The following is a 24,518-nucleotide window of genomic DNA, read 5'->3' on the forward strand; positions in this document are numbered from 1 at the left end:
CCTGACCTGAGGTTTTCACACCTGTGAAACTGTTGGCACTGGATACGTCATCAGAGGGCTGCTCGGCAGCCCTTCTTGTTGATGGCGAGATATCCGAACGCTTCGAGCTTGCCCCCAGGGGCCACACCCGGCTTCTGATGCCAATGGTGCGGGAGCTGTTGGCTGAGAAAAACCTGGCCCCGGCAGAGCTGGACGCCCTGGCATTTGCCTGCGGCCCGGGCTCTTTCACCGGGGTGAGGATCGCCACCGGTGTCGTACAGGGCCTTGCCTGGGGGCTCGATATCCCGGTGGTGCCCGTCTCCTCACTGGAGGCGGTTGCTCTGGGTGCCATTGATGCCCTGGAGATCCCCGAGGACACCGGTATTGCGGTGGCATTCGACGCCCGTATGGGCGAGGTTTATTGGGGCTGTTTCGCCGCCCGGTCAGGACTCCCGGTGGCGCTGGCTCCGGAACAGGTCTGTCCGCCGGAGGCGGTGACGCTGCCCGCAGGCGCTGAACGCTGGTTCGGAGCAGGTCCGGGTTGGCAGTACCGCTCCGCCATGCCCGAGGAGGTATCCGGAAGGGTAGATATTATCGATGAAACTCTGGTGCTCCGTGCAGCCTGGGTTGCGCGCCTGGCAGTGATCGCCTACGAGCAGGGAAAGGCGGTGCCGGCAGAGCAGGCTCAGCCGGTGTATATCAGGGATGAAGTGGCCTGGAAAAAGCTGCCCGGCCGATAGTCGCGATGGACGCCCGGTTTAATCCGGGCAAGTCGCCATCCTGGGTAAAAACTGACCAACCGTCTTTTCTTCCAGGCGATAATCTTCCATACTTCCAGCTCACGTTTTCCTGTCATCCGGCCAGTGGTATCTGAACATGATTGGCGGTATTAACCCGGGTAACAATTTCAATTTCCAGACCGGCAACAACAGCCCTGTTCGGGAGCGCAGCGATGCGGCCCGTGCGCCTGCGTCAACGCCGGAAAAAGCGCCCGATGCCGCCCGCCGTGACTTGGCTGATGGCCGACAGGGCATTGTCAGCGACCGTAATGCGACTGAAAGCCTCGAGCGGCGGGTTGAGGCCCGTCGTGCCGCCGAAGACGTCCGTCTGGAGCGGTTCCGTGCTGACGAGGTTTCTCTCCCAGCCGCCAGGGCTCTGTCCACATTCGCCTCTGTCGCCGCCGCCGGTCAGGAAACTGGCGGCGATGGTAGCTTGGCCGGAATTGATATTCTGGTCTGATGCCTGACTCTTCTTCCGAACCGTCCGCCCTTTCTGCCCTTTGCCAGAACACCGTCGCCGTTGGCCGCAGCGCGCTGGGAGACCGATTCCAGGCCGAGCCTCTCGCTGAGTCTCTTGGGCTGATCAATCTCGGTGTCGTGCGACCCAGAGATGTCAGGGATTTTCCGGTTTTGCTATTCCTTGATGAGCAGGGTCTTGGCCTGCAGGTGACCGGCAAGGGTGCACCCGGGCCGGTGCGCGCGGAATTTGTTACCGGCAAGATGGGGTACCGTCGCGAACATGGCGGTGGTGCCGGTCAGTTGGTGGCCAAAGCGGTCGGCCTGCAGAAAACCCGTGCGACGCTTCATGTGGTTGATGCGACCGCAGGGCTGGGCCAGGATGCCTTCGTTCTGGCCAGCCTCGGTTGCAGGGTCACGCTGTTCGAGCGTAATCCGGTGATCCATGCCTTGTTGGCGGATGGTCTGGCGCGGGCCGCCCTGAACGTGGATTGCGAAGCTATCGTCGCGCGCATGCGATTGCTGGAAGGCAGCAGTATTGACTGGCTGCTGAACTCTGATGCCGAGGCTGCCGATATCGTCTACCTGGACCCGATGTTCCCCCACCGGGACAAGTCGGCTCTGGTGAAAAAGGAAATGCAGGTGTTTCGTACCATCGTGGGGGACGACGAGGACTCCGGGCAGCTGCTGGCTGGCGCTCTTGAGCGTGCCCGTTACCGGGTTGTGGTCAAGCGACCCCGGAAGGCCCCGGCGATTGAGGGGCCGGAGCCGACAACTCGCATAGAAGGCAAAAGCAGCCGTTATGATGTCTACTCCATCAAGGCGCTGCCAACCCAGTGAGCGCGATCAGGCGCCCATCATGGTGACCTGCTGGATAGCCTGTCGCTTCTCGACACTCAGCACCAGGCGTGCATCATCCGCCACCTCATCCAGTCCTTCCCCGTAGCACAGCAGGCCATTATCGTCGGTGGTGATAACGCCATTGTTCTGCATATTGGCAATGAAGTTCCGGAACAGGCTCTTGTCAAAGAACTCCGGTGCGTTGAGACCGAAAAGGATGGACATGCGTTCGGCCAGCAGCGCACTCTGCTCTTCCAGTTCGGAGGCACTGATCTTACCCGAGCCGTACTTGCGCAGAATGCCCAGGGCAATGTGGTAGCGCTCGACGGTCTGAATGATAAAGCGGGAGAGAACCCTGAGCCTCAGCATCGACTCTGTCCCTTCCTCCGGCCGACCGATCCGGTCATCATCCAGCGGCTTCAGCAGGCCCTGCTCAATAAGAACATCAATCCACTGATTGATCACGTTTTTGGCTTCATCCGGCTGGTACTTCAGGAACAGCTCGGATTGCAGGTAAGGATAGGCCACGCTGGCGAGGAACACGATCTTGTCCCGACCCAGCGAATCCTTGTTTTCAAACAGGCTGGCAATCAATGAGGGCAGAGCGAACAGATGCTGGATGTTATTCCTGTAGTAGGTCATCAGGATGGCATTACTGCCTTCCAGGGCAATGATGTCGCCGAGTTTCTGAGGCTGGCGGCTAACCAGACCCATGTCTTCACAGTAGGCGATCCAGTCCTTGCCGGAGCCCTCAGGCAGGGTTACCGTTTCCGCATAGGGGAAAGCCCTGAGCAGCCCGGCGTATTGATCCATCAGGCGGATTAACTGGCCCTCATCCATCGCCAGTCGGTCGGTGCCCAGCAGAACAGTAGCGGTCATGCCGATCGGGTTAACGGCAACCGAGGCGTTGATGTTGGATGCCACCCGGAACGATAGCTCCGACACCGCGCTGTTAAGCCAACGTGGACGATATTCAGTGTCGTAGGCCTCATCCCGCCAGCTGCTGTGAACATCATCGAGAACCTCTGACAGGTGAATGGCTTCGCCAAAGTTCACCGCGACGCGACCAAAGGAGTTGCTTAGTTTGCGAACGGTTTTCGCCAGGCCGAATACGCTCTCTTTCTCTTTTTTCTTGCCACGAAGTTCGCCCAGATAGGAGCGACCCTCCATGACTTTTTCATAGCCGATGTAAACGGGCACAAACACAATGGGTTTGCGGTGGTCGCGGAGGAAGCTGCGAACGGTCATTGCCAGCATGCCCGGCCGCGGCTGCAGCATCCGGCCCGTGCGGCTGCGACCACCTTCCACAAAGTACTCGACGGAGTAGCCCCGGGAGAACATCACGTGCATGTATTCATTGAAAACGGTGGCGTACAGGGGGTTGTCCTTGAAGCTGCGGCGCATGAAGAATGCCCCGCCCCGGCGCAGGATCGGCCCGACAACCGGCATATTGAGATTGATGCCAGCGGCGATATGCGGTGGCATCAGGCCGTTCTTGTAGAGCACATAGGACAACAGCAGGTAGTCGATGTGTGACCGGTGGCAGGGCACATAGACCACCGCGTTGTCCTGGGCCACTTCTTTCACCACCCGGATATTGTTAACGGCAATACCTTTGTAGATCCGGTTCCACAGCCATGACAGCACCACTTCCAGGAACCGGATGGTAACGATGGACATGCTGGCGGCAATTTCGTCTGCGTACTTGTAGGCCTTGGCACGAACCTTCTCCGGGGGGATGTCGTCTTTTGCCGCGGTCTCCCGAATAGCCTCCTTGACTGCCTGGGTGCGCACCAGGCCTGCCACCAGGGTGCGGCGATGAGAGAGGTCGGGCCCCAGAACAGCCTGGCGAACGCGGCGGAAGTGGGTTCTCAGAATTCTCGCCAGTTTGCGGTTGGCGCGCTCCTCACTGTGCCGGTATTCATCGATGACCTGCTTCAGTGACAGCGGCTGGTTGAACTGTACGTAGGTATTGCGGCCGTGAACCATGATGATCAGGAACTTCTGAAGCCGACCGGCAATGGACCATGTGTCGGATAGCAGCAGTTTGACCAGGGATTTTTCCTTGTCCGGAGAGCGGCCCCAGAACAGGGACACAGGCACAATCTGGACATCCTGGTCTGGGTGTTCGAGTCCGTAGCGAACCAGGGCCTGAAATTCATTGGTGGGCGCTGGCGCCTGGCGACCTCTGAAAAAACCGCCAATCCGGCGGTAGAGAAAAAAGAAGGAGTGGGACGGACCGTTCTTCACCGGCAGGGCTTCGGTGGCGCCCGGCAGGCCTGCCCGGATGACCTCCTGCTCGAGAACCAGGCGGCTCGACAGTGAGCTGTACTGCAGCACGTAGCAAACCGGTTTGTCGGGATCCAGGGCGAGGGCCTCAACGCTGTTGCCGCTGACATCTGTCCGGACCCAGATGAACAGTATCTTGCGGAAAAGGGTCAGGATCAGGCTGCGAATGCCCTGGTAAAGACGCATAAATTGCAACTCCGTTGAAGAAACAGGTGCCAAGTTTACTTGGTTGAGTACAGAGCGGAAAGTCGAGCTTTCATTCTTGGCCGGTGCAGCAATGTGGTACATTTCGGACTGATCTATTAATCACCCGATTGACGCATCAAATGGTGGTCGAATGACTCAGTGGATACCCGGCTGGACGACCCGGCCGCCGGAAAAAGGCGATCTCATCCTCGCGTTGTCGGGGACAGACGTGGTCAAGCCTGATAACGGCTGGCTGCATCATGGCGACAGTCGCCTTTTCCGGGACGGGTTGCCCGAGTCGGTGTCTCTGGGCAACTACGACGGACGCGACGTATTCGTGACAGAATTACCGGACTCTGGTGTTGGTGATCATGAGACTATTCCCTTGCGGGATGCTCTGCTGATGCTCAGTGATGCCCCGGCGGATATGCTCAGCACCGGGTTTCAGGTATGGCAGTGGTGGCGCGACCACCGCTATTGCGGTCGGTGCGGCGAACAAACCGGCTTCCACCCCAGGGAGCGGGCCAAGTGGTGCGAACCCTGCGGAATCCCGTGGTATCCGAGGCTCGCACCCTGCGTGATAGTGGTGATCCGTCGGAACGATCGGCTGCTGCTTGCCAGGTCTTCAAGGGTCAAGAGGCATTTCTACAGCCTCATTGCCGGTTTTGTTGAGCCCGGCGAAAGCCTCGAGGGCGCTGTGCATCGCGAGGTGAAGGAAGAGACCGGGCTGGATGTCACCAATATCCGCTACCATGCGTCGCAACCCTGGCCTTTCCCCCACCAACTGATGGTCGGATTTTTTGCCGATTACGCGGGGGGCGAGCTGGTTCTTCAGGAGGATGAGCTTGCCGATGCCGACTGGTTCCTGCCGGGTGATACACCCCCTGTGCCGCCGGAAACCACGATTTCGGGCCGGCTGATCCGGGCCATGGAGAACGAGATTTCCCGGGGAGGCATTCCGGTTTGAGCGGGCAGGCGCCTCCAAGGGTTCTGGTGTTCGACTCCGGCGTGGGCGGGCTGAGCGTCGCGGCCTGCATTCACCGATATCTGCCGGGGCTGGAGATCGTCTACCTTGCGGACAACGCAGGCTTTCCCTATGGCGATAAATCCGAAACGGTCGTGATTGACCGCTGTTGCACCCTGATTGCCAGAGCTCTCCAGCTGTACCCATCGGACGTTATCGTCGTGGCCTGCAATACCGCCAGCACCGTGGTTCTGCCGCATCTACGGGCCATGACACCGGTGCCGGTTGTGGGGGTGGTGCCCGCCATCAAGCCGGCGGCGGCGAAAACCGTGAACCGGCGGATGGGGCTTCTGGCGACGCCGGCAACGGTTCGCAGACCCTATCTGGACAGGCTGATTGAGGAATTCGCCGGCGACTGCAAGGTTGAACGCATCGGTCATCCGGGGCTGGTGCGCTGGGCGGAGGACCTGGTTTCTGGGCGAGAAGTTCCACTTGCCGAGCTGCAAGCAGCAATGCAGCCATTTCGAGACGCCGATGTCGACACGCTGGTTCTGGGCTGCACCCATTATCCGCTGTTACTGGAAAGCCTTAAGCAGACTCTCCCGTCAGTTCGTTTCTGGGTCGACTCGGGGGAGGCCATTGCCCGGCGGGTGGCCTGGCTGCTGGAACAGAAAGGACAACTTGCGCTGGCCGAAGGCCAGACCTGCGGGGCAGGGGATCACCCCGTAATGTCAGCTTTGTTCTCAGGTTCGGCGCCCAAAGGAATCATAACTTTCATGACAGGACTCGGGTTGGCGCCGAGGCTGCTCAATGAAGACTGGCCCGGTGATGCCCCGGGAGTTACAGCAATCGGGTCAGTTTAAACATGGCCAGGAATTCCAGCGCCGGAATCGATCGTTTGTGACAGCAATAGGTTTTAAAGTTCTCGCCCCGGAAGCGCGATTTGGTGAACTCCAGTCCCTTGAAATTATATAGGAAATTACCTTTTTCATAGAGTCCGTGCAGGAGACGTTTCAGCAGCCTGCTCTCCTGATGTTCTGTTGCCGAATCCAGTGACAAGGGAATCAGCCCAAGATCCAGGTAGGGCACGCCCTCGGCCTTGAAAACTTCCATCGCATGGGCCATGAGGGTATAGAAAATACCCTGGCGGAAATCGGCATTGGCCCGGGAAATGTTGGGCACATAACTGATGATCTCGTTGTTGCGATAGATCGGGTCGAAATAGATAAACCCGACCGCCTTGCCATCCTGATAGGCGTAGAAGTGCCTTTCGTTTTCGCGGTAGTCCATTTCCATGGGGCGTATCAGAAATCGAATTTCATTGCTCTTGCATTTCCGTGTTCGGATCCAGGCCTCAGATATTTCACGGGTGTGGTCGTCGCTGAAACGTTCCTTGACGGTAATACCGCTTTTCTCCGCCTGGTTCAGTGCGGTTCTGAGAATCTGCTTCTTCTTTCCACTGAGGGACCATTTTCTCAAATCGATGCGGGACTCGCTGCCAAACTGGGTGCCGTAGAGGCCAAAGCGCAGATGGAGGAAGTCGACCACTGGCTTGGACACCTGGATGTAGCTGGCATTCGGAAATTTCTGGTGAAAGCTCTCCAGCAGGCCGCCGAAATCCTCCGGTGCACAGACCGGGTCCGAGAGCACGAAGGTTGCCCCCCACTTGCGCATGTAGGCGATGTAACCTATACCCGGTACATCGAAATACTGCATGCCTGGTTGGAGCGTGGAAAACGACTGGGAATGGGTGCCGTATCTCTTCAGGAAATCGACACGCTCGGTAAATGTAAATGAGCCGCTCTCCAGCGCGCCAACCCTGTCCAGTGCGAGTATCTGATCCGACATGCTGCTTCTCCCTGTTTATTTTTGTTGGGTGACTCTCTAGCGAAGTGCTCAGGCCTGCTTGCGTCCGAGAATGGACCAGTAGCAGTTCATGTTCAGAAGCTTGAAGTGCTTCTTGTCCGTGACCTGAAGGCCCAGCCGCTGCATGTGCTCGGGGTAGTTGTAGATTTTGTGGAAGGCATTGTTGGCGAACAGCCAGAAAATGAAGACCGCCATGTACCAGTAGAGCTTCTTGAACATTCTGGAAAGCAGGTTGCCCGTGGGGTAGGAAAAGTCGCCAACAACCACTCGGGCGTCGGCCTTGCCCAGACGTATCAGGTGCTCCAGGACCCGGACCATCATGTCTTCGTCGAATACGTTGAGGAAAAAGTTGGCGACCACCATGTCGTACTGCTCGAACTCATCCACCTTCATGATGTCGCTGTGGATGCGATGGATAGTAAGGTGTGGAGCCTCTTTTTCCTGAGCCTCGGCAAACTTTCGCAACATGGTTTCGGACAGATCCACCACAGTCACATCGGCGCCCAGTTCAGCAGCCCGAATGGCATCCCGGCCGTGGCCAACTCCGGCGAACAGTATCCGGTCTCCAGGCTGGACGGTTTCAACATCCAGCATCGCTGTCTTGCAACGGTGAATGTTCTTGCCGCTATAGAGGTTGCTCAGGAAATCGTAGACGGGACCAATATACTTGTACTTGTCGCGCATGATGACTGCTGCCTGTTCTTGTTCCTTGGATGCCGTCACCGTTTTTGTCGTTATTGGTCCGAGAATGTCGGACATTCCGGTGATCAGCGCCTATGGATTTGAGCTTAGAGAACAGGGTGGGAGAAATATGTGCAGTAATGCGCATTTCCGGATACACAAAGTAACGTACTGCAATACTTTGCAAACCAGATCGCGGTTTTATATCGGAGTGTCAGACAATAAATAATCGTCTATCAGAATGATGCGGCTTTGGCTCTTGTGGTGCCGAGGGTTCTGGAGATTTCGGCTGCAGGCCTGGCAGGGCCGTAGAAAAAGCCCTGAACCTGGTGGCAGCCCAGGCCTCGAAGGTATTCCAGTTGCTCGTCGGTCTCCACGCCTTCGGCAACAATCTCCAGTTTCAGCCCGTGAGCCATGGCGACGATGGCATTCACGATGCACGCGCCGTCCTCTCCGCTGCGAATGGCTTTTACGAAAGACTGGTCGACCTTGAGGGTATGGATAGGGAGGCGGTGCAGGTAATTCAGTGACGAATAGCCGGTGCCAAAATCGTCAATCGCTATCCGGACACCCAGAGCCGCCAGTTCACGGAGTTTCTGGGAGATCTGCTCAAGATCGTTCATGATCACGTTTTCGGTGATTTCGATTTCCAGATTGCCGGCCGGGAAGTTGTGGGCCTTTACCTGCTGCATCAGGGTTTCCACAAAGCGCGGGTGTTCGACCTGGATGGGTGACAGGTTGACGGCCAGCCTGAGGTCGGCATGGCCAGCCCGGATCCAGCGGCCAACGTCCTGGCAGGCCTGATCCAGAACCCGCTCACTGAGCTGGCCGATCAATTTGGTCTCCTCCGCCAGGGGCAGGAAATCCCTGGGGTAGAGCAGTCCACGTTCCGGATGCTGCCAGCGGACCAGGGCTTCGAGACCGACAACCCGGTTGGTTGTGGAGCATACCTGGGGTTGGTAGAAAACCCTCAACTCGTCCCGCTCCAGCGCCAGGCGCAGATCCCGCTCCAGGTTAAGCCGGTTGGCGGTGTCGATGCTCATGCTGTCGGAATAGAAGCGGTAGCCGTCCTTGCCCTTGCCTTTGACATGGTACATGGCAATGTCGGCGTTCTGGATCAGCTGGTCCATGAATTCGCCGGCTTCCGGGAAGATGGCAATACCGATGCTCACACCCACGAACACCTCGTGATCACCCAACTGAAAAGGCGCCCTGAGGGCATCAATCAGCTTCTTGGCGATCTGTCTGGCATCGTCGTGATTGTGGATGGAGGGCAATAACAGGGTGAATTCGTCGCCACCGAACCGGGACAGTGTGTCGCCCTTGCGCAGACATTTTTCAAGACGGTGGGTTACTGCTTGCAGCAGACGATCTCCCATGGCGTGACCGAGGGTATCGTTGATGACCTTGAAGCGGTCCAGATCCAGGAACATCACTGCGAGTTTCTGGCCGCCGCGTTTAGCGTGGGTTATTGCAAGCTCAAGACGGTCCTTGAATAGGGCTCTGTTTGGCAGGCGGGTCAGCAAATCATGATAGGCCTGGAAATTGATGAACGCTTCGGCCTCCTTTCGCTCGGTGACATCGCGGGCAGTGCCGTAATAGCGCGCGCCATTGCCATTCCCGCCACCCTGGGTTGTTCCGGAATGGGGCCAGGTTTGCGGATCGATTGGAAAGGCAGTTATCTCGAAGTGTCGGGTTGCCCGGCGGCTTCCGCGGGTTTTAAGGCGAACCTCCAGGGTTCTGGGGTTGTCTGCGGTGATGTTGGGGCCCTTCAGGGCCAGGGTTCCCCGGGTCACGTCCCGGTCGTCAAGGATATGTCGGAAGTGCTGACCACAGAGTTCCGCTGGCTGATATCCGAGCAGGCTCTCGACCTTGCTGTTTACAAAACAGAAGTGGCCGTCGTGATCGAGCATGAACACGATGTCGGGCGAACTGTTAACAATATATCGGTGCAGGGCCTCGGATTTTTCCAGCCGCATCTGGATGTGTTCGTGGGCTTCAAGAAGTGATTTCTTCCCGATAACACTTTCGACGGTGGCCAACAGCTCTTCAGGATCGAAGGGTTTGCGGATGTAATCCAGGGCACCCCGACGCAGGGCGCGGCTCACGGCGCTGAAGGAGCTCTCGCCGCTAACCACAATCACCCCGCAATCCGGTTGCCTATTGGCGAGATGGGCCATGACATCGAAGCCGCTGACTTCTGGCATCCGCAGATCCAGCAGCGCCAGATCGAACGCTTCCTGGTCAATCAGGTCACAGGCTTTTCGACCCCCGTGTGCTTCCGCAACCTCGTACCCCCGGCTGCGCAACAGCGAAGCCAGTGTATTCAGCAGGCGGGGCTCGTCGTCCGCTACCAGTATCCGTGCCGTTAACCCGTGACTGAAAGGCTGATCAGTTTGTTCAGGTGCCATCGGTCTGTGTCCGTTGTTTCTGCGTCAGTCGGTCTCGTTCTTTTTATGGCTGGCCGCCGGGAACAGAATCCTGAAGGTGGTGCCCTCCTGCCCCGTCCGACAAGCTATGATGCCCTCCATGTCATCGACTAGCTGCTTCACAATACTCAGGCCCAAACCGCTGTGGCCTTCTCCCTTTGTGGTTTTTACTGGTGCAAACAGGGTGTCCCTGATCTCACCGGGTATTCCCCTGCCTGTATCTTTAACTTCCAGCTCCACCCAGGTGCGATGATTCTGCCACACCGGGGCAGATGTATGTATTTCAACTGTGCCACCATCATCCGGAAGGCTTTCCGCAGCGTTACGAACCAGGTTGATAACAACCTGGCGAATCCTGGTGGCGCCAGCCGTAACCCGTGTTGGTTCGCTGCACAGGGATAACTTCAGGTTGCGGTTCGCAGAGCTGAACAGGCTATCTTCGAGGATACGGGCCAGACTTTCCAGTTCGGCATTGAGCTCAACCCCGTCGTCACCGTGTTGGCTGTTGTCAGTATGGCTCATCTGCAGCAAAAGGTTGCCGGCCCGGTCCAGCTCATCGCGGATCACGTCCAGCTCCTGCTGGACACCGGCATCTTCAAGCCTGCCGCGTAACTGGTAAATGTACTGTCTGATGATGGTCAGGGGATTGCTGACCTCGTGCACCTGTTTGCGCAGCCGGTCGCGGGCTATTTCCTGATCCAGTCCTTCCGTTCCAGTGTCTGCAGCTGCTCCAGCAGCCGTTCGGTTTGCCAGCACGGAAGCCAACTGGTGGGTAAAGATATCCGCCAGTTCAAGAGTTGTCGGCAGATGATCATTGTCGGTGCCCAGGGCGAATACGCCAGGGCAATTGTCACCACCCTTGACCGGCACGGCTAGCAGCGATGGTGTGTGTAACAGCGAGAGCAGCTGACGGTCCAGTACCGTGGGTGAGCGTTCGCCAAGACTAACTGGCAGGCCGGAAATGAAGGCTTCGGTAAGGACACTGCCACCGGGCTTGGCGGTTACTGCCAGTTCGGGGATGTCTCCAATGGTGCCGGACAGGAGCACGAGGTTGTCTCCTGTGTGTCCAAAGCAAAGTGCCGGTAAGCCCGTGATCAGGGTAAGACTGTTCACCGTTTCGGCGAGAATATCCTCGGTTTCACCGGTCAGGTCGGCAAGGTTGATGGCCTGGTTCGCCATGGCCTGACGCAGAATAGTCTGTTTGAGTTGCCTCGAGGCGCTTTCGCCACAGTAATCCTCATCCAGTGGGATTCCCATAGAAGCGGCCATGCCCGAGACTTCATGTCCAATACGGCGGTTGATCTCACGGGTCAGTTCTTCGTTCAGCCCGAATACCGTGCCTGCAGCTGCAATGCCGGCGGCGTCTGACAGGGCTAGCCGGGTAGCGAGGCTGATCAGCTTCACCAGATGCCCGGCATCCCGCAGTTCCGAGGGCAATGCCTGCTGATAGCGCATGGCATCGGCTGCCATGGGCCCCAGCCCCCAGGAAGCCACGAGCTCGGCGGCGATGTCTGACTGGTGATCAAGATAGTGTTGCTTCGCCTCGGTGGCTGGCGTTTTAATAGCGATCAGTTCACCGATGTTGTGAAGCATGCCCAGCATGAAGGCTTCGTCTGGTTCCGGGTAGCGGGTGAGCGTGGCCAGGGCCCGGGCGGTCAGGGCGGTAGTGAGCGAGTGTCGCCAGAAGTCTCTGAGCTGCTGCCATTCGTCCCCGCCCAGCTCGAACAGCAGTTGTCGAAGGGCGGCGGTCAGTACCAGCGTGTGAAAACGGCGGGTGCCGAGTCTCAGGAGTGCCTGGTCAACGGATCGAATCGGGGTGGAGGGGCCGTACAAGGCGGAATTGGCCAGTGCCAGTATACGAGCCACCAGCGCCGTATCGGCAGAGACAATCTCGCTGATTTTTCGGTAGCTCTCGTCCTGATGACAAGCATCGAGCGCCCGCAAGGTCACCTCCGGGAGACTCGGTAGCTGTAAATCAGGCGCAATGTGCATAGGCTTACCTGCCGTGCGGCGAAAAAATCAGTATCTGACGGAGCGTTCATTCTTATTGTCCGAAAAGAGCTTAGACAATAATCCGTCGTTATTAAATACTTATTGCTCTTTTTTTAAGCAATATATTATCTGATTCGTGATATGTGTAGAATTTTTACAGGTTAAACTATCCGAAACCGAAAAATCAGGGACCTAGATTACCGGTGATGAACGCCAGAGAACCTGTTAAGCACAATCCGAACCAACCTCGCACCATTGCCATTACCGGCGGCAAGGGTGGGGTGGGTAAAACCTCGGTTGCCCTGAATCTTGCGCTTACCCTGGCGAGGCAGGATAACCGGGTTTTGTTGCTGGATGGCGACACTGATCTGGCCAATGTCAGCATCATGGTTGGCCTTTATCCAAGAAAGACCCTTGCCAATGTGATGGCCGGAGAGTGTCGTCTGGAGGATATTATCCTCGAGACCGATTACGGACTGCACATTGTGCCGGGGGCATCTGGCGTCCAGGAATGTATGGACATGGGGCCCACTGAAAGCCTCCGTATACTGCGGGCGCTTTATAATCTCGAAAACCGCTACGATTACGTTATCACCGATACTGCTGCCGGCCTGCAGGCCGCCGGGCTGCATATGATTGCTGCAACAGAGTTGGCCTGTATGGTCGTGACCCCGGATCCGGCCTCCCTGACTGACGCCTTTTCGCTGATCAAGGTTCTGCGGCGCAGGGGGTACAACCGGATACCCAGTATTCTGGTGAATATGGCCCAGGGTGCCAGCCAGGCGCGATCTGTGTTCCAGCGCCTGGATGCCGCTGCCCAGCGCCACCTGGGAATCTCGCTCCATTACATGGGTGGGATCTGGCGGGACGAAACCCTTCGCCAGTCGGTTCTCAACCAGAAGCCCGTTGCGCTTCTGCCTGTTTCGGACCCCTCATGCCGCCAGTTTCATACCCTTGCGGACATGCTGGATGTGCGGCTGTCCCAGTTACCCAGGCGCAAGGCCGGTATTGCAGCCTACTGGCACAAGGTGTCGAAAAGAGAGTCCGCGAACCCACCCAAAGGGTTGAGCAAGCCAGAGCCCCAGGCTGAGAGTGAGGCGCCGGCGATCAAAGAGCGTTGCCTGGAGGCCGTTGGTGAAATTGAGGCAGTGTTCAGTCAGGCGCCGGTGGACCCGATGCTGCGTTATGAAGCATTCACCCGGCTTTTTGCACTGCTGGGGAGCACGCTGGACAGTGATGCCATCGAGATTATCCAGACCGGTTTGGGGTCGTTCCAGTGGGAGAGCCTCAGCCCCGAACGCAAGCATCATCTGGCCATCCACCTTCGTGAGCTGGCGGACCAGATTTCGCCTCCCGCGCGCAAGCCGGAACCCCCTGAACCGGCCCACCCGGTGCTCCGCGAGCCTTTTTACGACCGCATCAGTTTTGGCGAGCAGGATCGCCTGGTGCGGGTGTTGAAGGAGCAGCCGGCAGATATCTCCCTGGATCAGCTTCTGCGGTCTCTCTCGGGCAATGATCCGGGTCGCTCCTGATAGGCAGAAAAACCTACCTTCTTTTCCGTCATTTTATTAGCACTTTTTGTAGCGTAACTTTGCTGTGTGTCACCGCTCTGTCACCAAAGTTGTGCAAGGATTAAGCATAAATTTGAATCGTGGCCCGCAATATGCAGTGGATCTGTTGTACCTGATTCGCAAACTTTCCCTTTGTTGGCAGGTGTGCGCCGACAACGAATTGAAATGAGAAGGAGTTCTCCCATGGCAACACAGCAGCTGAATCCCGAAGCGTCTTCAAAAGTACTTGAGCGGCTCCGGGGCAAGCATGTTCTGATTACTGGTACCACCGGGTTTCTCGGCAAGGTGGTTCTGGAAAAGCTTATTCGCGCCGTCCCCGATATTGGCGGCATTCACCTGCTGATCCGTGGTAATAAACGCCATCCCAATGCCCGGGACCGTTTTTTCGATGAGATCGCCACCTCATCTGTCTTTGATCGGCTTCGTCAGGATGACAACGAGGCTTTCGAAACCTTCATCGACGAGCGTGTGCACTGCGTTACCGGGGAAGTAACCGAGCCATTGTTTGGCCTGTCCGCAGACCGTTTCCGTAAGCTGGCTGGTGGCATTGATGTGGTCATCAATTCCGCGGCCAGTGTGAATTTCCGTGAAGAGCTTGATAAAGCGCTTGCGATCAATACACAGTGCCTGGAAAACGTCGCCGAGCTTGCCCGACAGAACAAGTCCCTGGCGGTACTTCAGGTTTCCACCTGTTATGTGAACGGCATGAATTCCGGACAGATCACAGAAACGGTAATCAAGCCGGCGGGAGAATCCATTCCCCGCAGTACGGAGGGCTATTACGAGATCGAAGAGCTGGTTCGCCTGCTGGAGGACAAGATTGCGGACGTACGCTCGCGCTACTCCGGCAAAATGCTGGAAAAGAAGCTGGTAGACCTGGGCATTCGTGAAGCCAATCACTACGGTTGGAGCGATACCTACACCTTTACCAAATGGCTCGGTGAGCAACTTCTGCTGAAGGCCCTGTCAGGGCGCGCGCTGGCAATCGTGCGCCCATCAATTATTGAAAGTGCACTCGAAGAGCCCGCGCCGGGCTGGATTGAGGGTGTAAAAGTGGCAGACGCCATTATCCTTGCCTACGCCCGTGAGAAGGTCACGTTATTCCCCGGCAAACGCACTGGTGTTATCGACGTTATCCCTGTGGATCTGGTGGCCAACGCCATCATCCTGGCGGCTGCCGAAGCCGTTGCTGATGCACCTCGTCACCGGATTTACCAGTGCTGTAGTGGCAGCTCCAACCCGGTTTCCCTGGGACAGTTCATTGATCACCTTATGGCGGAGTCCAAAGCCAATTTCGCCGAATATGATCAGCTGTTCTACCGTCAGCCGACCAAACCCTTTGTTGCGGTTAACCGCCGGTTGTTCGATGCCGTTGTCGGCGGGGTTCGCATTCCCCTGAGCATTACCGGGAAGGTTTTGCGTATGCTGGGCCAGAATCGCGAGTTGAAAGTGCTCCGGAATCTGGACACGACCCGTTCGCTGGCCACCATCTTTGGTTTCTACACCGCTCCGGACTACATCTTCCGGAATGACGATCTGCTGGCCCTGGCATCGAGGATGGGCGAGCTGGACAAGGTTCTGTTTCCGGTGGACGCACGGCAGATTGACTGGTCGGTTTACCTGCGCAAGATCCACCTGGCGGGCCTTAATCGCTACGCCCTCAAGGAGCGTAAGGTTTATAGCCTCCGCTCTGCCAAGGCTCGCAAAAAGGCAGCGTGAATCCAGAGCCCGGTCGCCAAGACCGGGCTTTTTTCTGCCCGGCCGTTGCTCTTCCCGGTTTGCCATCGGCTCCAATCGAACTATCCTTTAGAAAGCTTCTCGTTCGGCGCAATTTACCGTTGTTTTCTTGCGGGTTACCGACCTTTTTGGGCTAAAAGTTCAGGCGGATTAGGACGTTAGTCTAATTCATTGTGTAGTGGCTAGCATGGTGAACTACCACTATCCGTCTACAGGGCCGGAGAGGTCCCAACGTCTGAATTCCAAAACCGACAATGACAACAGACTCTGACTAAAGGGGGAGCACAATGACTGGTAAACAGGTATATCCGGTAAGCCCGGAAGTGGCCAAACAGGCCCTTCTGAACCGGGAACAGTATGAAAAAATGTATCGTCAGTCAGTTGAAGACCCGGATACCTTCTGGGGTGAGCACGGCAAGCGCCTTGAGTGGATCAAGCCCTACACCAAGGTCAAAAACACGACCTACGATTACAACAACCTGTCCATCAAATGGTTCGAAGATGGCCAGTTGAATGCCTCTGCCAACTGCCTGGACCGTCACCTGGAGAAGCGTGGCGACCAGACCGCCATCATTTTTGAAGGTGATGACCCTGCCGATTCGCGTAACGTGACCTATCGCGAACTGCACGAAGAAACCAGCAAATTCGCCAACGTCCTGAAAGGGCTGGGCGTGAAAAAGGGTGATGTTGTTACGATCTACATGCCGATGATTGTCGAGACAGCCGTCGCCATGCTGGCTTGTGCTCGTATCGGCGCGATTCACTCTGTGGTTTTCGGTGGTTTCTCTCCGGAAGCCCTGGGCGCGCGCATCGTTAACGGCAAGTCCCGCTTTGTGGTGACCGCGGATGAAGGTGTTCGTGGTGGCCGCAAGATCCCGTTGAAAAAGAACGTGGATGCCGCCCTCAAGAACGAAGACACCGCCAATGTCGAAAAAGTGGTGGTAGTGACCCGTACCGGCAATTCCGAAGTGCCCTGGAATGACGCCCGTGACGAGCGTTACGAGGATCTGATGAAGGCTGCATCTGCAGACTGCCCACCAGAGCCCATGAACGCCGAAGATCCGCTGTTCATGCTGTACACCTCTGGCTCCACAGGCGCACCGAAGGGTGTGCTTCACACGACCGGCGGTTACATGGTCTATGCCTCCATGACCCACGAGTACGTGTTCGATTATCACCCGGGTGACGTGTACTGGTGTACGGCTGATTTTGGCTGGGTGACCGGCCATAGTTACATCCTGTATGGCCCGCTGGCCAACGGTGCCATCACCGTTCTGTTCGAAGGTGTGCCTAACTATCCTGACAGCTCGCGTATGGGACAGGTGGTCGACAAACACAAGGTAAACATCCTTTATACCGCGCCGACCGCAATCCGTGCCCTGATGGCGGAAGGTGAGTCCTGCATGAGCGGCACCACCCGCGAAAGCCTGAAACTGCTGGGCTCGGTGGGCGAGCCGATCAACCCGGAAGCCTGGGAGTGGTACCACCGGGTTATCGGCAACAGCAAGTGCCCCATCGTGGATACCTGGTGGCAGACCGAGACCGGCGGCATCCTGATCTCTCCGCTGCCGGGCGCCATTGATCTGAAACCGGGTTCCGCAACCGTTCCGTTCTTCGGTGTCCAGCCGGCATTGGTGGACAATGACGGCAATATCCTTGAGGGCAAGACCGAGGGTAACCTGGTTATCCTGGACAGCTGGCCGGGCCAGATGCGCACAATCTTTGGCGATCATGAGCGCTTTGCCCAGACCTATTTCAGCACCTATAAGGGCATGTACTTTACCGGTGATGGTGCCCGTCGTGATGAGGACGGCTACTACTGGATCACCGGCCGCGTCGATGACGTTCTGAACGTGTCCGGTCACCGTCTGGGTACCGCGGAAGTTGAAAGCGCGCTCGTTGCCCATGATAAAGTCGCCGAAGCGGCGGTTGTTGGCTATCCCCATGAAATCAAAGGGCAGGGCATCTACGTCTACGTTACCCTGGTTCATGGCGAGGAGCCCTCTGACGAGCTGAAGAAGGAACTGGTGCAGTGGGTACGCAAGGAAATCGGTCCGATTGCCTCGCCGGATGTGATCCAGTGGGCGCCTGGACTGCCCAAAACCCGTTCTGGCAAGATTATGCGCCGGATTTTGCGTAAGATTGCGTCTAACGAGCACGACCAGTTGGGTGATACGTCTACGCTGGCAGACCCGGGTGTAGTCGATGACCTGATCAGCGGTCGTGCGAACCAGTAACGCCTGTGTGTTACCAGGCCACGTACCTGTAAGGAATCTGTTGAATGGCACAAACAATTATCGTCGCTGATGATCACCCGCTGTTTCGCGCAGCATTGAAGCAGGCGGTCAGTCAGGCGGTGCCCGATGCCGAGACGGTGGAAGTCGACAGCATCAAGGCACTGCAGGCGGCGGTAGAGTCGCACCCGGATGCGGATCTGGTTCTGCTGGATCTCAACATGCCGGGTGCCCACGGCTTCTCCGGGCTCGTGTTCATGCGCGGGCAGTACCCGGGGCTGCCGGTGGTGGTTGTGTCAGGATCTGAGGAATTGCAGGTGATGCGTCGCTCGATTGACTACGGTGCTTCCGGCTTTATTCCGAAGTCGGCGCCGCTGCCCACCATCACTGAGGCGATTCAGGCTGTTCTGGAAGGGGATGTCTGGTTGCCGGAGGGGGTGGCTGACAAGATCGAGCGGATGCATTCGGATGCCACCGACTTTTCCGAGAAGCTGGCGTCGCTCACGCCGCAACAGTTCCGGGTGCTGGGAATGCTGGCCGAGGGGCTTCTGAACAAGCAGATAGCTTATGATCTGGACGTGTCGGAGGCCACCATCAAAGCGCATATCACGGCGGTGTTCCGGAAGCTCGGGGTGCGGAACCGCACCCAGGCGGTGATTGCGATCCAGCAGATGGAGATCGATCCTTCGGATCAGTCGTTGTCTGGTAGCTGATCTGGTTTTACTGGTTTGGATTTGAGACGGGAGCCTTCGGGCTCCCGTTTTTTTGACTGGGGGATAAAGTCGGTTATTTGCTGCCAGCGTATCCCAGTTCCTTATCCACCAGATTGAACAGCTCCTCGCCCTTGTGCCAACGGTCGAAGTTCTCCAGGAATTGGTCGGTCAGGGCCCGCTTCCAGCCGATGAAGTCGCCGGCCATGTGGGCGGTCATGGTGACGTTCTCCATGTCCCAGAGTGGGTGATCTTCTGCCAGCGGTTCCTCTTCGAAGACATCGAGTCCGGCGCCGGCAATCTCGCCATTTTTGAGGGCTGTGATCAGATCATTGGTTTTGACGATCGGGCCGCGTCCAATGTTGATCAGGCGGGCGGAGTTTTTCATGGCCTTGAAGGCTTTCTCGTCAAACAGGCCTTCGGTCTGGGGCGTCAGGGGTGCCGCAATCACCACGAAGTCCGCGTGACCCAACTGCTCATAAATATCGTCGTTGCCGTGCACCGCTACAAAATCCGGATCCTCTTTTCTCGGTTTGCGGGCAATGCCGTGTGCCTTTAATCCGGCAGCGCCGACCAGGCGACCAATCTGGCGGCCAATAGAGCCGGCACCGACAACCAGAACCTGCTTGCCCTCAGCCCGTTCCGTATCCCGATGTTTCCACTGGTGCTTCATCTGCAGCCGGATGGAGTTAGGGAAATCCTTGGCGAACATCAGGATGGTGCAGAGCACATACTCGGCAATGGTGCGGTCGAAAATGCCCCGGGCATTGGTCACGGTGACATCTCCCTTGATCAGATCCGGGAACATCAGTGCATCGACGCCAGCACTGGTAGCGTGGATCCATTTCAGCTTGTCTGCCGTGTGCCAGGCGGCCGCCAGGGCCTCTGTGCGAAAGTCCGTCACCATCATGATGTCGGTGCCGGGCAGGGTGTCGCGAAGGGTTGGCTCGTCACAGGCAAAGCGCACATCCGCGCGGGCCCTGACTGCGTCCATCCCCGGCGGTTCCTGTTCCCCTGGCGCGGTGAGAACGGTAACAACAGGTTTGCTGTGCTGAGTCATTGAGCCTCCGCTTTTGTGATGAATGACTATGTGTGACTGACGATCGCCCATGAGGGTATTTACAGTCTGGTCGGCAGGTACTGTCGGGTCAACTTGCGTGGCAACAGATTTTGCTCTGACGGCGGTGATGGCGGTACTTTCACGTACATCATCTTTATGACGTTTTGTCTTGTAGAGGCCTTTCATACTGACTAACCTGCAGGAGTAGATTCTATTTGCCCCGTTTGCAGGAGGTGTTTATGGCAGAAGCCGCCAACAAAGAAACCGGCCAGACCAAACCGCGTAGAGTGAAGTACCGGAAAACCAAGGCCAGTTGGAACCCTGCCATGCAGGCGATCCCGGTGCCGGGCATCCGGCGCATGGTGAATATGGCGGCCACCATGAAGGATGTCATTCATCTTTCCATCGGTCAGCCGGATCTGCCGACCCCCAAGCACGTAATCGATGCCTACATCGATGCGCTCAATGCGGGGCAGACCGGCTACACCATGGATGCCGGTCTGCCGGAACTGCTGGTGGCCCTGCGTGACTACTACGGCAAGCGTTACAACCGCAAGCTGACCCGGGATAACATCCTGATTACCAGTGGTGCCACAGAGGCCATGTACCTGGCGATTTCCGCTACCTCTGCGCCAGGTCGGCAGTTTATCGTGACGGATCCGTCATTCCTGCTCTATGCACCACTGATCCGAATGAACGGTGGTGAGGTGAAGTTTGTCCAGACCCGGGCGGAAAACAACCACCAGTTGGACCCGGATGAGGTTATCCGGGCCATGGGGCCCCGTACCTTCGCGCTGATCCTGAACAACCCCAACAATCCGACCGGGGCGGTTTACCCGCGCAGTACCGTTGAAACCATCCTTGAAGAGTGCGCCTACCGGGGCATCCAGGTTTATGCGGACGAAGTTTACGATCACCTGATCTTCGACGATGACGACTTCGCCAGCGTGCTGAACTGCTCGATGGACCTGGACAACATCATGTGCATCAGCAGCTTCTCGAAGACGTATAGCATGGCGGGGCTGCGTGTAGGCTGGGTAATTTCCAGCCAGGCGGCGATCAAGTCGCTGCGGCGCTACCACATGTTCACCACGTCGGTGGCCAACACGCCCTCCCAGTTTGCCGGTGTGGCCGCTCTGACGGGGGACCAGCAGTGCGTTCGCGATATGGTCGATATCTATCGTGAGCGTCGGGACAAGGTGGTTGAGCTGGTTGACCAGACGCCCTACATGACTGGCTACAAGCCTGGTGGTGCCTTTTTTGCGTTTCCCGACCTGCCGCCCCATGTAGATGGCTCGGATCTGGCCCTGCGGATGCTGAAAGAAACGGGCGTCTGTATGGTGCCTGGTGATGCCTTCGGCGAAGGGTGTACCAACGCCGTCAGGATCAGTTTTTCCACAACCTGCGAGAAACTGGAAGAGGCGTTTGATCGCGTCATCCCGTGGATGGCCAAACAACAGTTCTGAGGTGATGCCATGTCAGCCCTGGACTCGGTATTGATTCAGTGCCCGTACTGCTGGGAGACGCTGGATATCAGCGTCGACCCCTCAGTGCCGGAACAGGAGTATGTCGAGGATTGCCAGGTCTGTTGCAGGCCCATCCTGTTGCACGTGGTTTTTGATGACAATCTGACGCCTCAAGTGGAGGCCCGGGCTGAAAATGAATAGAACGCCGCTGTATCTCTTTCGGGCGCTACTGGTTTTGATGCTGGTGCTCGCCAGCGGCTGTGCCAGTCTGTCGCCCTATTCGATTTCTGAAGGTGAGTTGGAGAGACATCTCCAGGATGTGGTGCGTGAATTTGATCGCAACCAGTTGAACAGCGGTTCTCCGCTGAGTCTGAGTCTCGATGATGCAGACATTACCCTCGGGCCCGATGGCCGGGACGTGGCAGTAATCGATGTGAGGGGGCAGGTTGCCCTGAATGCGTTGATGACGAAGCTGCCCGTAGATATTGCCTTGAAGGTTGAGGGTGCGCCGGTTTACGACAGTGCTGAAAAAGCCATTTTCATACGACGGTTGCAGCTTCTGGAGAGCAGTATCGACTCCCCCTTCTTCAAAGGGGATCTGAAGCCTGTAACCGATACGGTGATGCGGCTCGTGGCCCAGATGCTGGAGACCATGCCGGTGTACCGGCTGGACGAAACCGACTTCGCCCAGCGTATGTTCGGTATGATGCCTGTGGATGTGCGCGTGGCACCTGGCCGACTTGAGTTCGTCATGGCCGACCAGTAGCCCTGATTTACTGAGATAGCCTCTCGCAGATCGCAGAGCCGATTTCGTGGGTGCCTCGCCGGCTACCGGAATTTTCGGCCAGATCGGCAGCCACTGCATCGAACAGTTCTTTGCCCGCGGCGGCAATGGCGGGATCTTTGCGCCCCAGCCATTCGAGCATGCGGGCGGCGGTGAATAGCATGGCGGTGGGGTCCGCCAGGCCCTGTCCGGCGATGTCCGGCGCGCTGCCGTGGGTAGGTTCGAACATGGAAGGCATATCCGGATCGGTGGGGTTCAGGTTGCAGGAAGGCGCAACCCCCATGCCGCCTGACAGCACCGCGGCCAGGTCCGTCAGGATGTCGCCCTGCAGGTTACTGGCCACCACCACGTCGAATGCCCAGGGGCTTTGCACGAACTTCATGCAGGCGGCGTCCACCAGTTCATGGTGCGTGGCCACATCCGGGTACTCCTTGCTGATTTCTTCAAAGGCCTCGGTGTACATATCGCCCCAGTAGCGCAGGGCATTGCGCTTGGTTACCAGGCACACCTGGCTTTCGCAGGTTCGGCCATCGAGTGTCCGGAATGTTCGCGTCCGGCCTTCCTTTACCCGATCTGCCGCGCGGTTTCGGGCCTGTTCAAATCCGTAACGTATGATCCGGTCAGTTGCCTTCCGTGTGAACACCTCCATCTGGGTGGCTACCTCGTCGGGCGTGCCCTTGCGTAATCGACCACCCTGGCTGACGTACTCACCCTCCGAGTTTTCCCGAATCACCAGCATGTCGATGTCCTTGGCGCGCTCATCCGCCAGGTATTGGCGGGCACCGGGAAGAAGCCGGGCCGGGCGCTCGCAGACCCACTGGTCGAACCCTTTGCGCATGTCCAGCAGTGGCGCCAGGGAAATGCTGTCCGGTAGCAGGTAGCGGTCCGGGTCGTCCACAGGGCCGGGATCCCCGAGGGCGCCCAACAGAATGGCATCGTACTTCTGTAACTGCGCCAGGGCATCCGCCGGCATGGACTCTCCATGCTCTTCGTGCCAGGCGTGGGAGGGCCAGGGGAAACGCGTCCACTCGATGTCCAGGCCGTGTTTGGCGCGCAGGGTTTCCAGGCAGCGCACAGCCTCGGCCACCACTTCGGGGCCTATGCCGTCGCCCGGGGTTACAGCGATGCGGGTAGATTGGGCCATTCGGGAAACTCCTTTTGTGGACAGACACGTATAAACGACAAACCCCAGTTTAGTCATGTAAACGGGGGATGCCACCGTTTGACATGCTTTAACCATAAAGTGGTTTTACCGGGGAGGGGTTCGAAGCTATATTGGATTGAAAATACGTCTTATTGACACTGTAAAATCGCCAGAAGTGAAGTCAGGAGTTGAAGTGAACCAGCCCGCCGTACTTTTTGATGAGTCTCATTGTGAGCAATGCGCCTGTGGGGAAGGGTTGGATTTTTCCTTTACCTTTGCGTTCCAGCCCATCGTTGACGCTCTTAACCGATCCGTCTACGCCTATGAAGCCCTGGTAAGGGGGACCGACGGTGAGGGCGCCATGAGCGTTCTTTCGAAGGTGAATGAGCGCAATCGCTATGCATTTGATCAGGTCTGTCGGGTCAAGGCGGTCAAGCTTGCGGCCCGGCTGAAAATGGAGCCAATGCTCAGCATTAACTTCATGCCCAATGCAGTGTACCGAGCCGAGTACTGTATTCGGACAACCCTTGCAGCGGCCAAGACCTACAATTTCGATACTCGTAAAATTATCTTCGAGCTGACCGAGGATGAGGCGCTGACTTCAACCTCTGTTGATCACCTTGTGTCCATCATCGAGGCCTATCAGGAAATGGGGTTCAGTACGGCTATTGATGACTTCGGCGCTGGCTTCTCCCGTTACAACATCATGATGGCAAGTCCGCCCAATCTTCTTAAACTGGATATGGCACTGGTTCGTAATATTCATACCGAGCCGAACAAGCAGGCGGTGGTGGCCGGGATTATCACGATGATGAAACAACTGGGCGGTGAGATTATTGCCGAGGGCGTCGAAACCGAGGAGGAATATTTCTGGTTGCGGTCTCAGGGAATTAATCTCTACCAGGGCTATCTGTTTGCCAAACCGGGGTTTGAATGCCTTCCGGAGCCCGAGTTTCCGGCCTGATCGGCCTCTAAACTGACAGGAACAACACCTTGCTATACCGAATGATCACCATTGTCGGCGGACTCGTTTTTGTCATCATCCTGTTCGCCCTGATCTGGTTTTTCTGCAAGAAATTTCTGGAGCACCACGGCGTTACTGACCAGGTAAAAGACCGCGCCATGGTTCTGGCTACCTGGACCTTTGCCGGGATCAGCGTTGGGCTGGTTTTCGCGGTGGTTGGCGCGTTTGTCCTGGGTCCCTGGGCGTTCTACCGAACCCTGCGGGGCCACGGTGTGGAAATCTCCGATGGCGCCGCTGTCTGGTGGGGGCTTGGCATCGTCGTGGCCTCCCTGGGTATCACGGCTATCGGATTTTTCGGTTTCCTGATGCTTGTAGGGGCGTACTGAT

The 24,518-nt window shown here is 57.3% G+C and carries 21 protein-coding genes; 14 read left to right on the top strand and 7 right to left on the bottom strand.

Annotated elements, in window-relative coordinates; translation table 11 throughout:
• Window positions 1-23 precede the first annotated feature (23 nt).
• The 3 genes from tsaB (at window position 24) to ACO06L_RS19745 (ending at window position 2,054) form a co-directional block, all read left to right on the top strand.
• Complete coding sequence (gene tsaB, locus ACO06L_RS19735) at window positions 24-719, top strand: tRNA (adenosine(37)-N6)-threonylcarbamoyltransferase complex dimerization subunit type 1 TsaB (protein WP_202347134.1); 696 nt, start codon at window positions 24-26, stop codon at window positions 717-719.
• A 136-nt stretch (window positions 720-855) separates the two neighbouring features.
• On the top strand, window positions 856-1,218 hold the full coding sequence (locus ACO06L_RS19740; RefSeq protein ID WP_202347135.1) for a UDP pyrophosphate phosphatase: 363 nt from the start codon (window positions 856-858) through the stop codon (window positions 1,216-1,218).
• Window positions 1,218-2,054 carry a class I SAM-dependent methyltransferase gene (locus ACO06L_RS19745; RefSeq protein WP_202347136.1) on the top strand — a complete coding sequence of 279 codons (837 nt, stop codon included), beginning with the start codon at window positions 1,218-1,220 and terminating at the stop codon, window positions 2,052-2,054. The genes ACO06L_RS19740 and ACO06L_RS19745 overlap by 1 nt, the downstream gene beginning before the upstream one ends.
• Before the next feature lie 6 nt (window positions 2,055-2,060).
• On the opposite strand, the gene plsB is transcribed toward ACO06L_RS19745, so the two are convergent.
• Window positions 2,061-4,529 (bottom strand): glycerol-3-phosphate 1-O-acyltransferase PlsB, encoded by a 2,469-nt coding sequence (plsB, locus tag ACO06L_RS19750; protein ID WP_202347137.1) that lies wholly within the window; start codon window positions 4,527-4,529, stop codon window positions 2,061-2,063.
• Window positions 4,530-4,680: 151 nt separating this feature from the next.
• Between plsB and nudC the strand changes: the two genes are divergently transcribed.
• Window positions 4,681-5,496, top strand: coding sequence for an NAD(+) diphosphatase (gene nudC / locus ACO06L_RS19755; protein WP_202347138.1), 816 nt, complete (start codon window positions 4,681-4,683; stop codon window positions 5,494-5,496).
• The gene (murI, locus tag ACO06L_RS19760; protein WP_202347140.1) at window positions 5,493-6,356 is read left to right on the top strand and encodes a glutamate racemase; all 864 of its coding nucleotides are present in this window, start codon (window positions 5,493-5,495) and stop codon (window positions 6,354-6,356) included. Before nudC ends, murI begins: the two co-directional genes overlap by 4 nt.
• On the opposite strand, the gene ACO06L_RS19765 is transcribed toward murI, so the two are convergent.
• The 4 genes from ACO06L_RS19765 to ACO06L_RS19780 all read right to left on the bottom strand — a co-directional run bounded on the left by ACO06L_RS19765 (window position 6,334) and on the right by ACO06L_RS19780 (window position 12,461).
• Window positions 6,334-7,341, bottom strand: coding sequence for a DUF2156 domain-containing protein (locus ACO06L_RS19765; protein ID WP_064227140.1), 1,008 nt, complete (start codon window positions 7,339-7,341; stop codon window positions 6,334-6,336). The two genes, murI and ACO06L_RS19765, sit on opposite strands and share 23 nt — an antisense overlap.
• Before the next feature lie 48 nt (window positions 7,342-7,389).
• Window positions 7,390-8,043 carry a class I SAM-dependent methyltransferase gene (locus ACO06L_RS19770; RefSeq protein ID WP_202347214.1) on the bottom strand — a complete coding sequence of 218 codons (654 nt, stop codon included), beginning with the start codon at window positions 8,041-8,043 and terminating at the stop codon, window positions 7,390-7,392.
• 233 nt (window positions 8,044-8,276) lie between these two features.
• Entirely contained in the window at window positions 8,277-10,451 is a 2,175-nt protein-coding gene (locus ACO06L_RS19775) for an EAL domain-containing response regulator (RefSeq protein WP_202347141.1), read from the bottom strand.
• Between the two features lie 24 nt (window positions 10,452-10,475).
• Window positions 10,476-12,461 (bottom strand): HDOD domain-containing protein, encoded by a 1,986-nt coding sequence (locus ACO06L_RS19780; RefSeq protein WP_202347142.1) that lies wholly within the window; start codon window positions 12,459-12,461, stop codon window positions 10,476-10,478.
• Window positions 12,462-12,667: 206 nt separating this feature from the next.
• On the opposite strand from ACO06L_RS19780, the gene ACO06L_RS19785 reads away from it, so the two are divergent.
• From ACO06L_RS19785 to ACO06L_RS19800, 4 genes are all read left to right on the top strand, one after another.
• Window positions 12,668-13,993 (top strand): MinD/ParA family ATP-binding protein, encoded by a 1,326-nt coding sequence (locus tag ACO06L_RS19785; RefSeq protein ID WP_202347143.1) that lies wholly within the window; start codon window positions 12,668-12,670, stop codon window positions 13,991-13,993.
• Between the two features lie 222 nt (window positions 13,994-14,215).
• The gene (locus ACO06L_RS19790) at window positions 14,216-15,751 is read left to right on the top strand and encodes a fatty acyl-CoA reductase (RefSeq protein ID WP_202347144.1); all 1,536 of its coding nucleotides are present in this window, start codon (window positions 14,216-14,218) and stop codon (window positions 15,749-15,751) included.
• A 305-nt stretch (window positions 15,752-16,056) separates the two neighbouring features.
• Window positions 16,057-18,006: an acetate--CoA ligase gene (gene acs / locus ACO06L_RS19795; RefSeq protein ID WP_064227146.1), complete on the top strand. Its 1,950-nt coding sequence runs from the start codon at window positions 16,057-16,059 to the stop codon at window positions 18,004-18,006.
• A gap of 44 nt (window positions 18,007-18,050) precedes the next feature.
• Window positions 18,051-18,716, top strand: a complete 666-nt coding sequence (locus tag ACO06L_RS19800) for a LuxR C-terminal-related transcriptional regulator (protein WP_064227147.1) — start codon at window positions 18,051-18,053, stop codon at window positions 18,714-18,716.
• Window positions 18,717-18,789: 73 nt separating this feature from the next.
• Here the strand turns inward: ACO06L_RS19800 and ACO06L_RS19805 are convergent, their stop codons facing one another.
• Entirely contained in the window at window positions 18,790-19,773 is a 984-nt protein-coding gene (locus ACO06L_RS19805; protein WP_201257871.1) for a D-2-hydroxyacid dehydrogenase, read from the bottom strand.
• A 239-nt stretch (window positions 19,774-20,012) separates the two neighbouring features.
• On the opposite strand from ACO06L_RS19805, the gene ACO06L_RS19810 reads away from it, so the two are divergent.
• From ACO06L_RS19810 to ACO06L_RS19820, 3 genes are read left to right on the top strand one after another with little or no spacing between them, the layout of a single operon-like run.
• Entirely contained in the window at window positions 20,013-21,239 is a 1,227-nt protein-coding gene (locus ACO06L_RS19810) for a pyridoxal phosphate-dependent aminotransferase (RefSeq protein WP_064227150.1), read from the top strand.
• 9 nt (window positions 21,240-21,248) lie between these two features.
• Entirely contained in the window at window positions 21,249-21,440 is a 192-nt protein-coding gene (locus ACO06L_RS19815) for a CPXCG motif-containing cysteine-rich protein (RefSeq protein ID WP_064227151.1), read from the top strand.
• A complete protein-coding gene (locus tag ACO06L_RS19820; protein WP_064227152.1) occupies window positions 21,433-22,005 on the top strand; it encodes a DUF1439 domain-containing protein in 573 nt (190 codons plus the stop codon). Before ACO06L_RS19815 ends, ACO06L_RS19820 begins: the two co-directional genes overlap by 8 nt.
• Window positions 22,006-22,012: 7 nt before the next feature.
• Here the strand turns inward: ACO06L_RS19820 and ACO06L_RS19825 are convergent, their stop codons facing one another.
• Window positions 22,013-23,167, bottom strand: coding sequence for an isocitrate/isopropylmalate dehydrogenase family protein (locus ACO06L_RS19825; protein ID WP_064227153.1), 1,155 nt, complete (start codon window positions 23,165-23,167; stop codon window positions 22,013-22,015).
• A gap of 193 nt (window positions 23,168-23,360) precedes the next feature.
• Between ACO06L_RS19825 and ACO06L_RS19830 the strand changes: the two genes are divergently transcribed.
• On the top strand, window positions 23,361-24,131 hold the full coding sequence (locus ACO06L_RS19830) for an EAL domain-containing protein (RefSeq protein ID WP_201257870.1): 771 nt from the start codon (window positions 23,361-23,363) through the stop codon (window positions 24,129-24,131).
• 29 nt (window positions 24,132-24,160) lie between these two features.
• Window positions 24,161-24,517 carry a hypothetical protein gene (locus tag ACO06L_RS19835; RefSeq protein WP_227715883.1) on the top strand — a complete coding sequence of 119 codons (357 nt, stop codon included), beginning with the start codon at window positions 24,161-24,163 and terminating at the stop codon, window positions 24,515-24,517.
• Window position 24,518: the final 1 nt, after the last annotated feature.

Origin of the sequence: Marinobacter sp. (genome assembly GCF_965229985.1) — a bacterium.
In the GTDB taxonomy this organism is placed as follows: Bacteria; Pseudomonadota; Gammaproteobacteria; order Pseudomonadales; family Oleiphilaceae; genus Marinobacter.

Excerpts from the sequence above, each read along its gene's own strand:
- ACO06L_RS19740 (WP_202347135.1), top strand. The coding sequence starts at position 856 with ATGATTGGCGGTATTAACCCGGGTAACAATTTCAATTTCCAGACCGGC.
- ACO06L_RS19745 (WP_202347136.1), top strand. The coding sequence starts at position 1,218 with ATGCCTGACTCTTCTTCCGAACCGTCCGCCCTTTCTGCCCTTTGCCAG.
- plsB (WP_202347137.1), bottom strand. The coding sequence starts at position 4,529 with ATGCGTCTTTACCAGGGCATTCGCAGCCTGATCCTGACCCTTTTCCGC.
- nudC (WP_202347138.1), top strand. The coding sequence starts at position 4,681 with ATGACTCAGTGGATACCCGGCTGGACGACCCGGCCGCCGGAAAAAGGC.
- ACO06L_RS19765 (WP_064227140.1), bottom strand. The coding sequence starts at position 7,341 with ATGTCGGATCAGATACTCGCACTGGACAGGGTTGGCGCGCTGGAGAGC.
- ACO06L_RS19770 (WP_202347214.1), bottom strand. The coding sequence starts at position 8,043 with ATGCGCGACAAGTACAAGTATATTGGTCCCGTCTACGATTTCCTGAGC.
- ACO06L_RS19775 (WP_202347141.1), bottom strand. The coding sequence starts at position 10,451 with ATGGCACCTGAACAAACTGATCAGCCTTTCAGTCACGGGTTAACGGCA.
- ACO06L_RS19780 (WP_202347142.1), bottom strand. The coding sequence starts at position 12,461 with ATGCACATTGCGCCTGATTTACAGCTACCGAGTCTCCCGGAGGTGACC.
- ACO06L_RS19785 (WP_202347143.1), top strand. The coding sequence starts at position 12,668 with ATGAACGCCAGAGAACCTGTTAAGCACAATCCGAACCAACCTCGCACC.
- ACO06L_RS19790 (WP_202347144.1), top strand. The coding sequence starts at position 14,216 with ATGGCAACACAGCAGCTGAATCCCGAAGCGTCTTCAAAAGTACTTGAG.
- acs (WP_064227146.1), top strand. The coding sequence starts at position 16,057 with ATGACTGGTAAACAGGTATATCCGGTAAGCCCGGAAGTGGCCAAACAG.
- ACO06L_RS19800 (WP_064227147.1), top strand. The coding sequence starts at position 18,051 with ATGGCACAAACAATTATCGTCGCTGATGATCACCCGCTGTTTCGCGCA.
- ACO06L_RS19805 (WP_201257871.1), bottom strand. The coding sequence starts at position 19,773 with ATGACTCAGCACAGCAAACCTGTTGTTACCGTTCTCACCGCGCCAGGG.
- ACO06L_RS19810 (WP_064227150.1), top strand. The coding sequence starts at position 20,013 with ATGGCAGAAGCCGCCAACAAAGAAACCGGCCAGACCAAACCGCGTAGA.
- ACO06L_RS19815 (WP_064227151.1), top strand. The coding sequence starts at position 21,249 with ATGTCAGCCCTGGACTCGGTATTGATTCAGTGCCCGTACTGCTGGGAG.
- ACO06L_RS19820 (WP_064227152.1), top strand. The coding sequence starts at position 21,433 with ATGAATAGAACGCCGCTGTATCTCTTTCGGGCGCTACTGGTTTTGATG.
- ACO06L_RS19825 (WP_064227153.1), bottom strand. The coding sequence starts at position 23,167 with ATGGCCCAATCTACCCGCATCGCTGTAACCCCGGGCGACGGCATAGGC.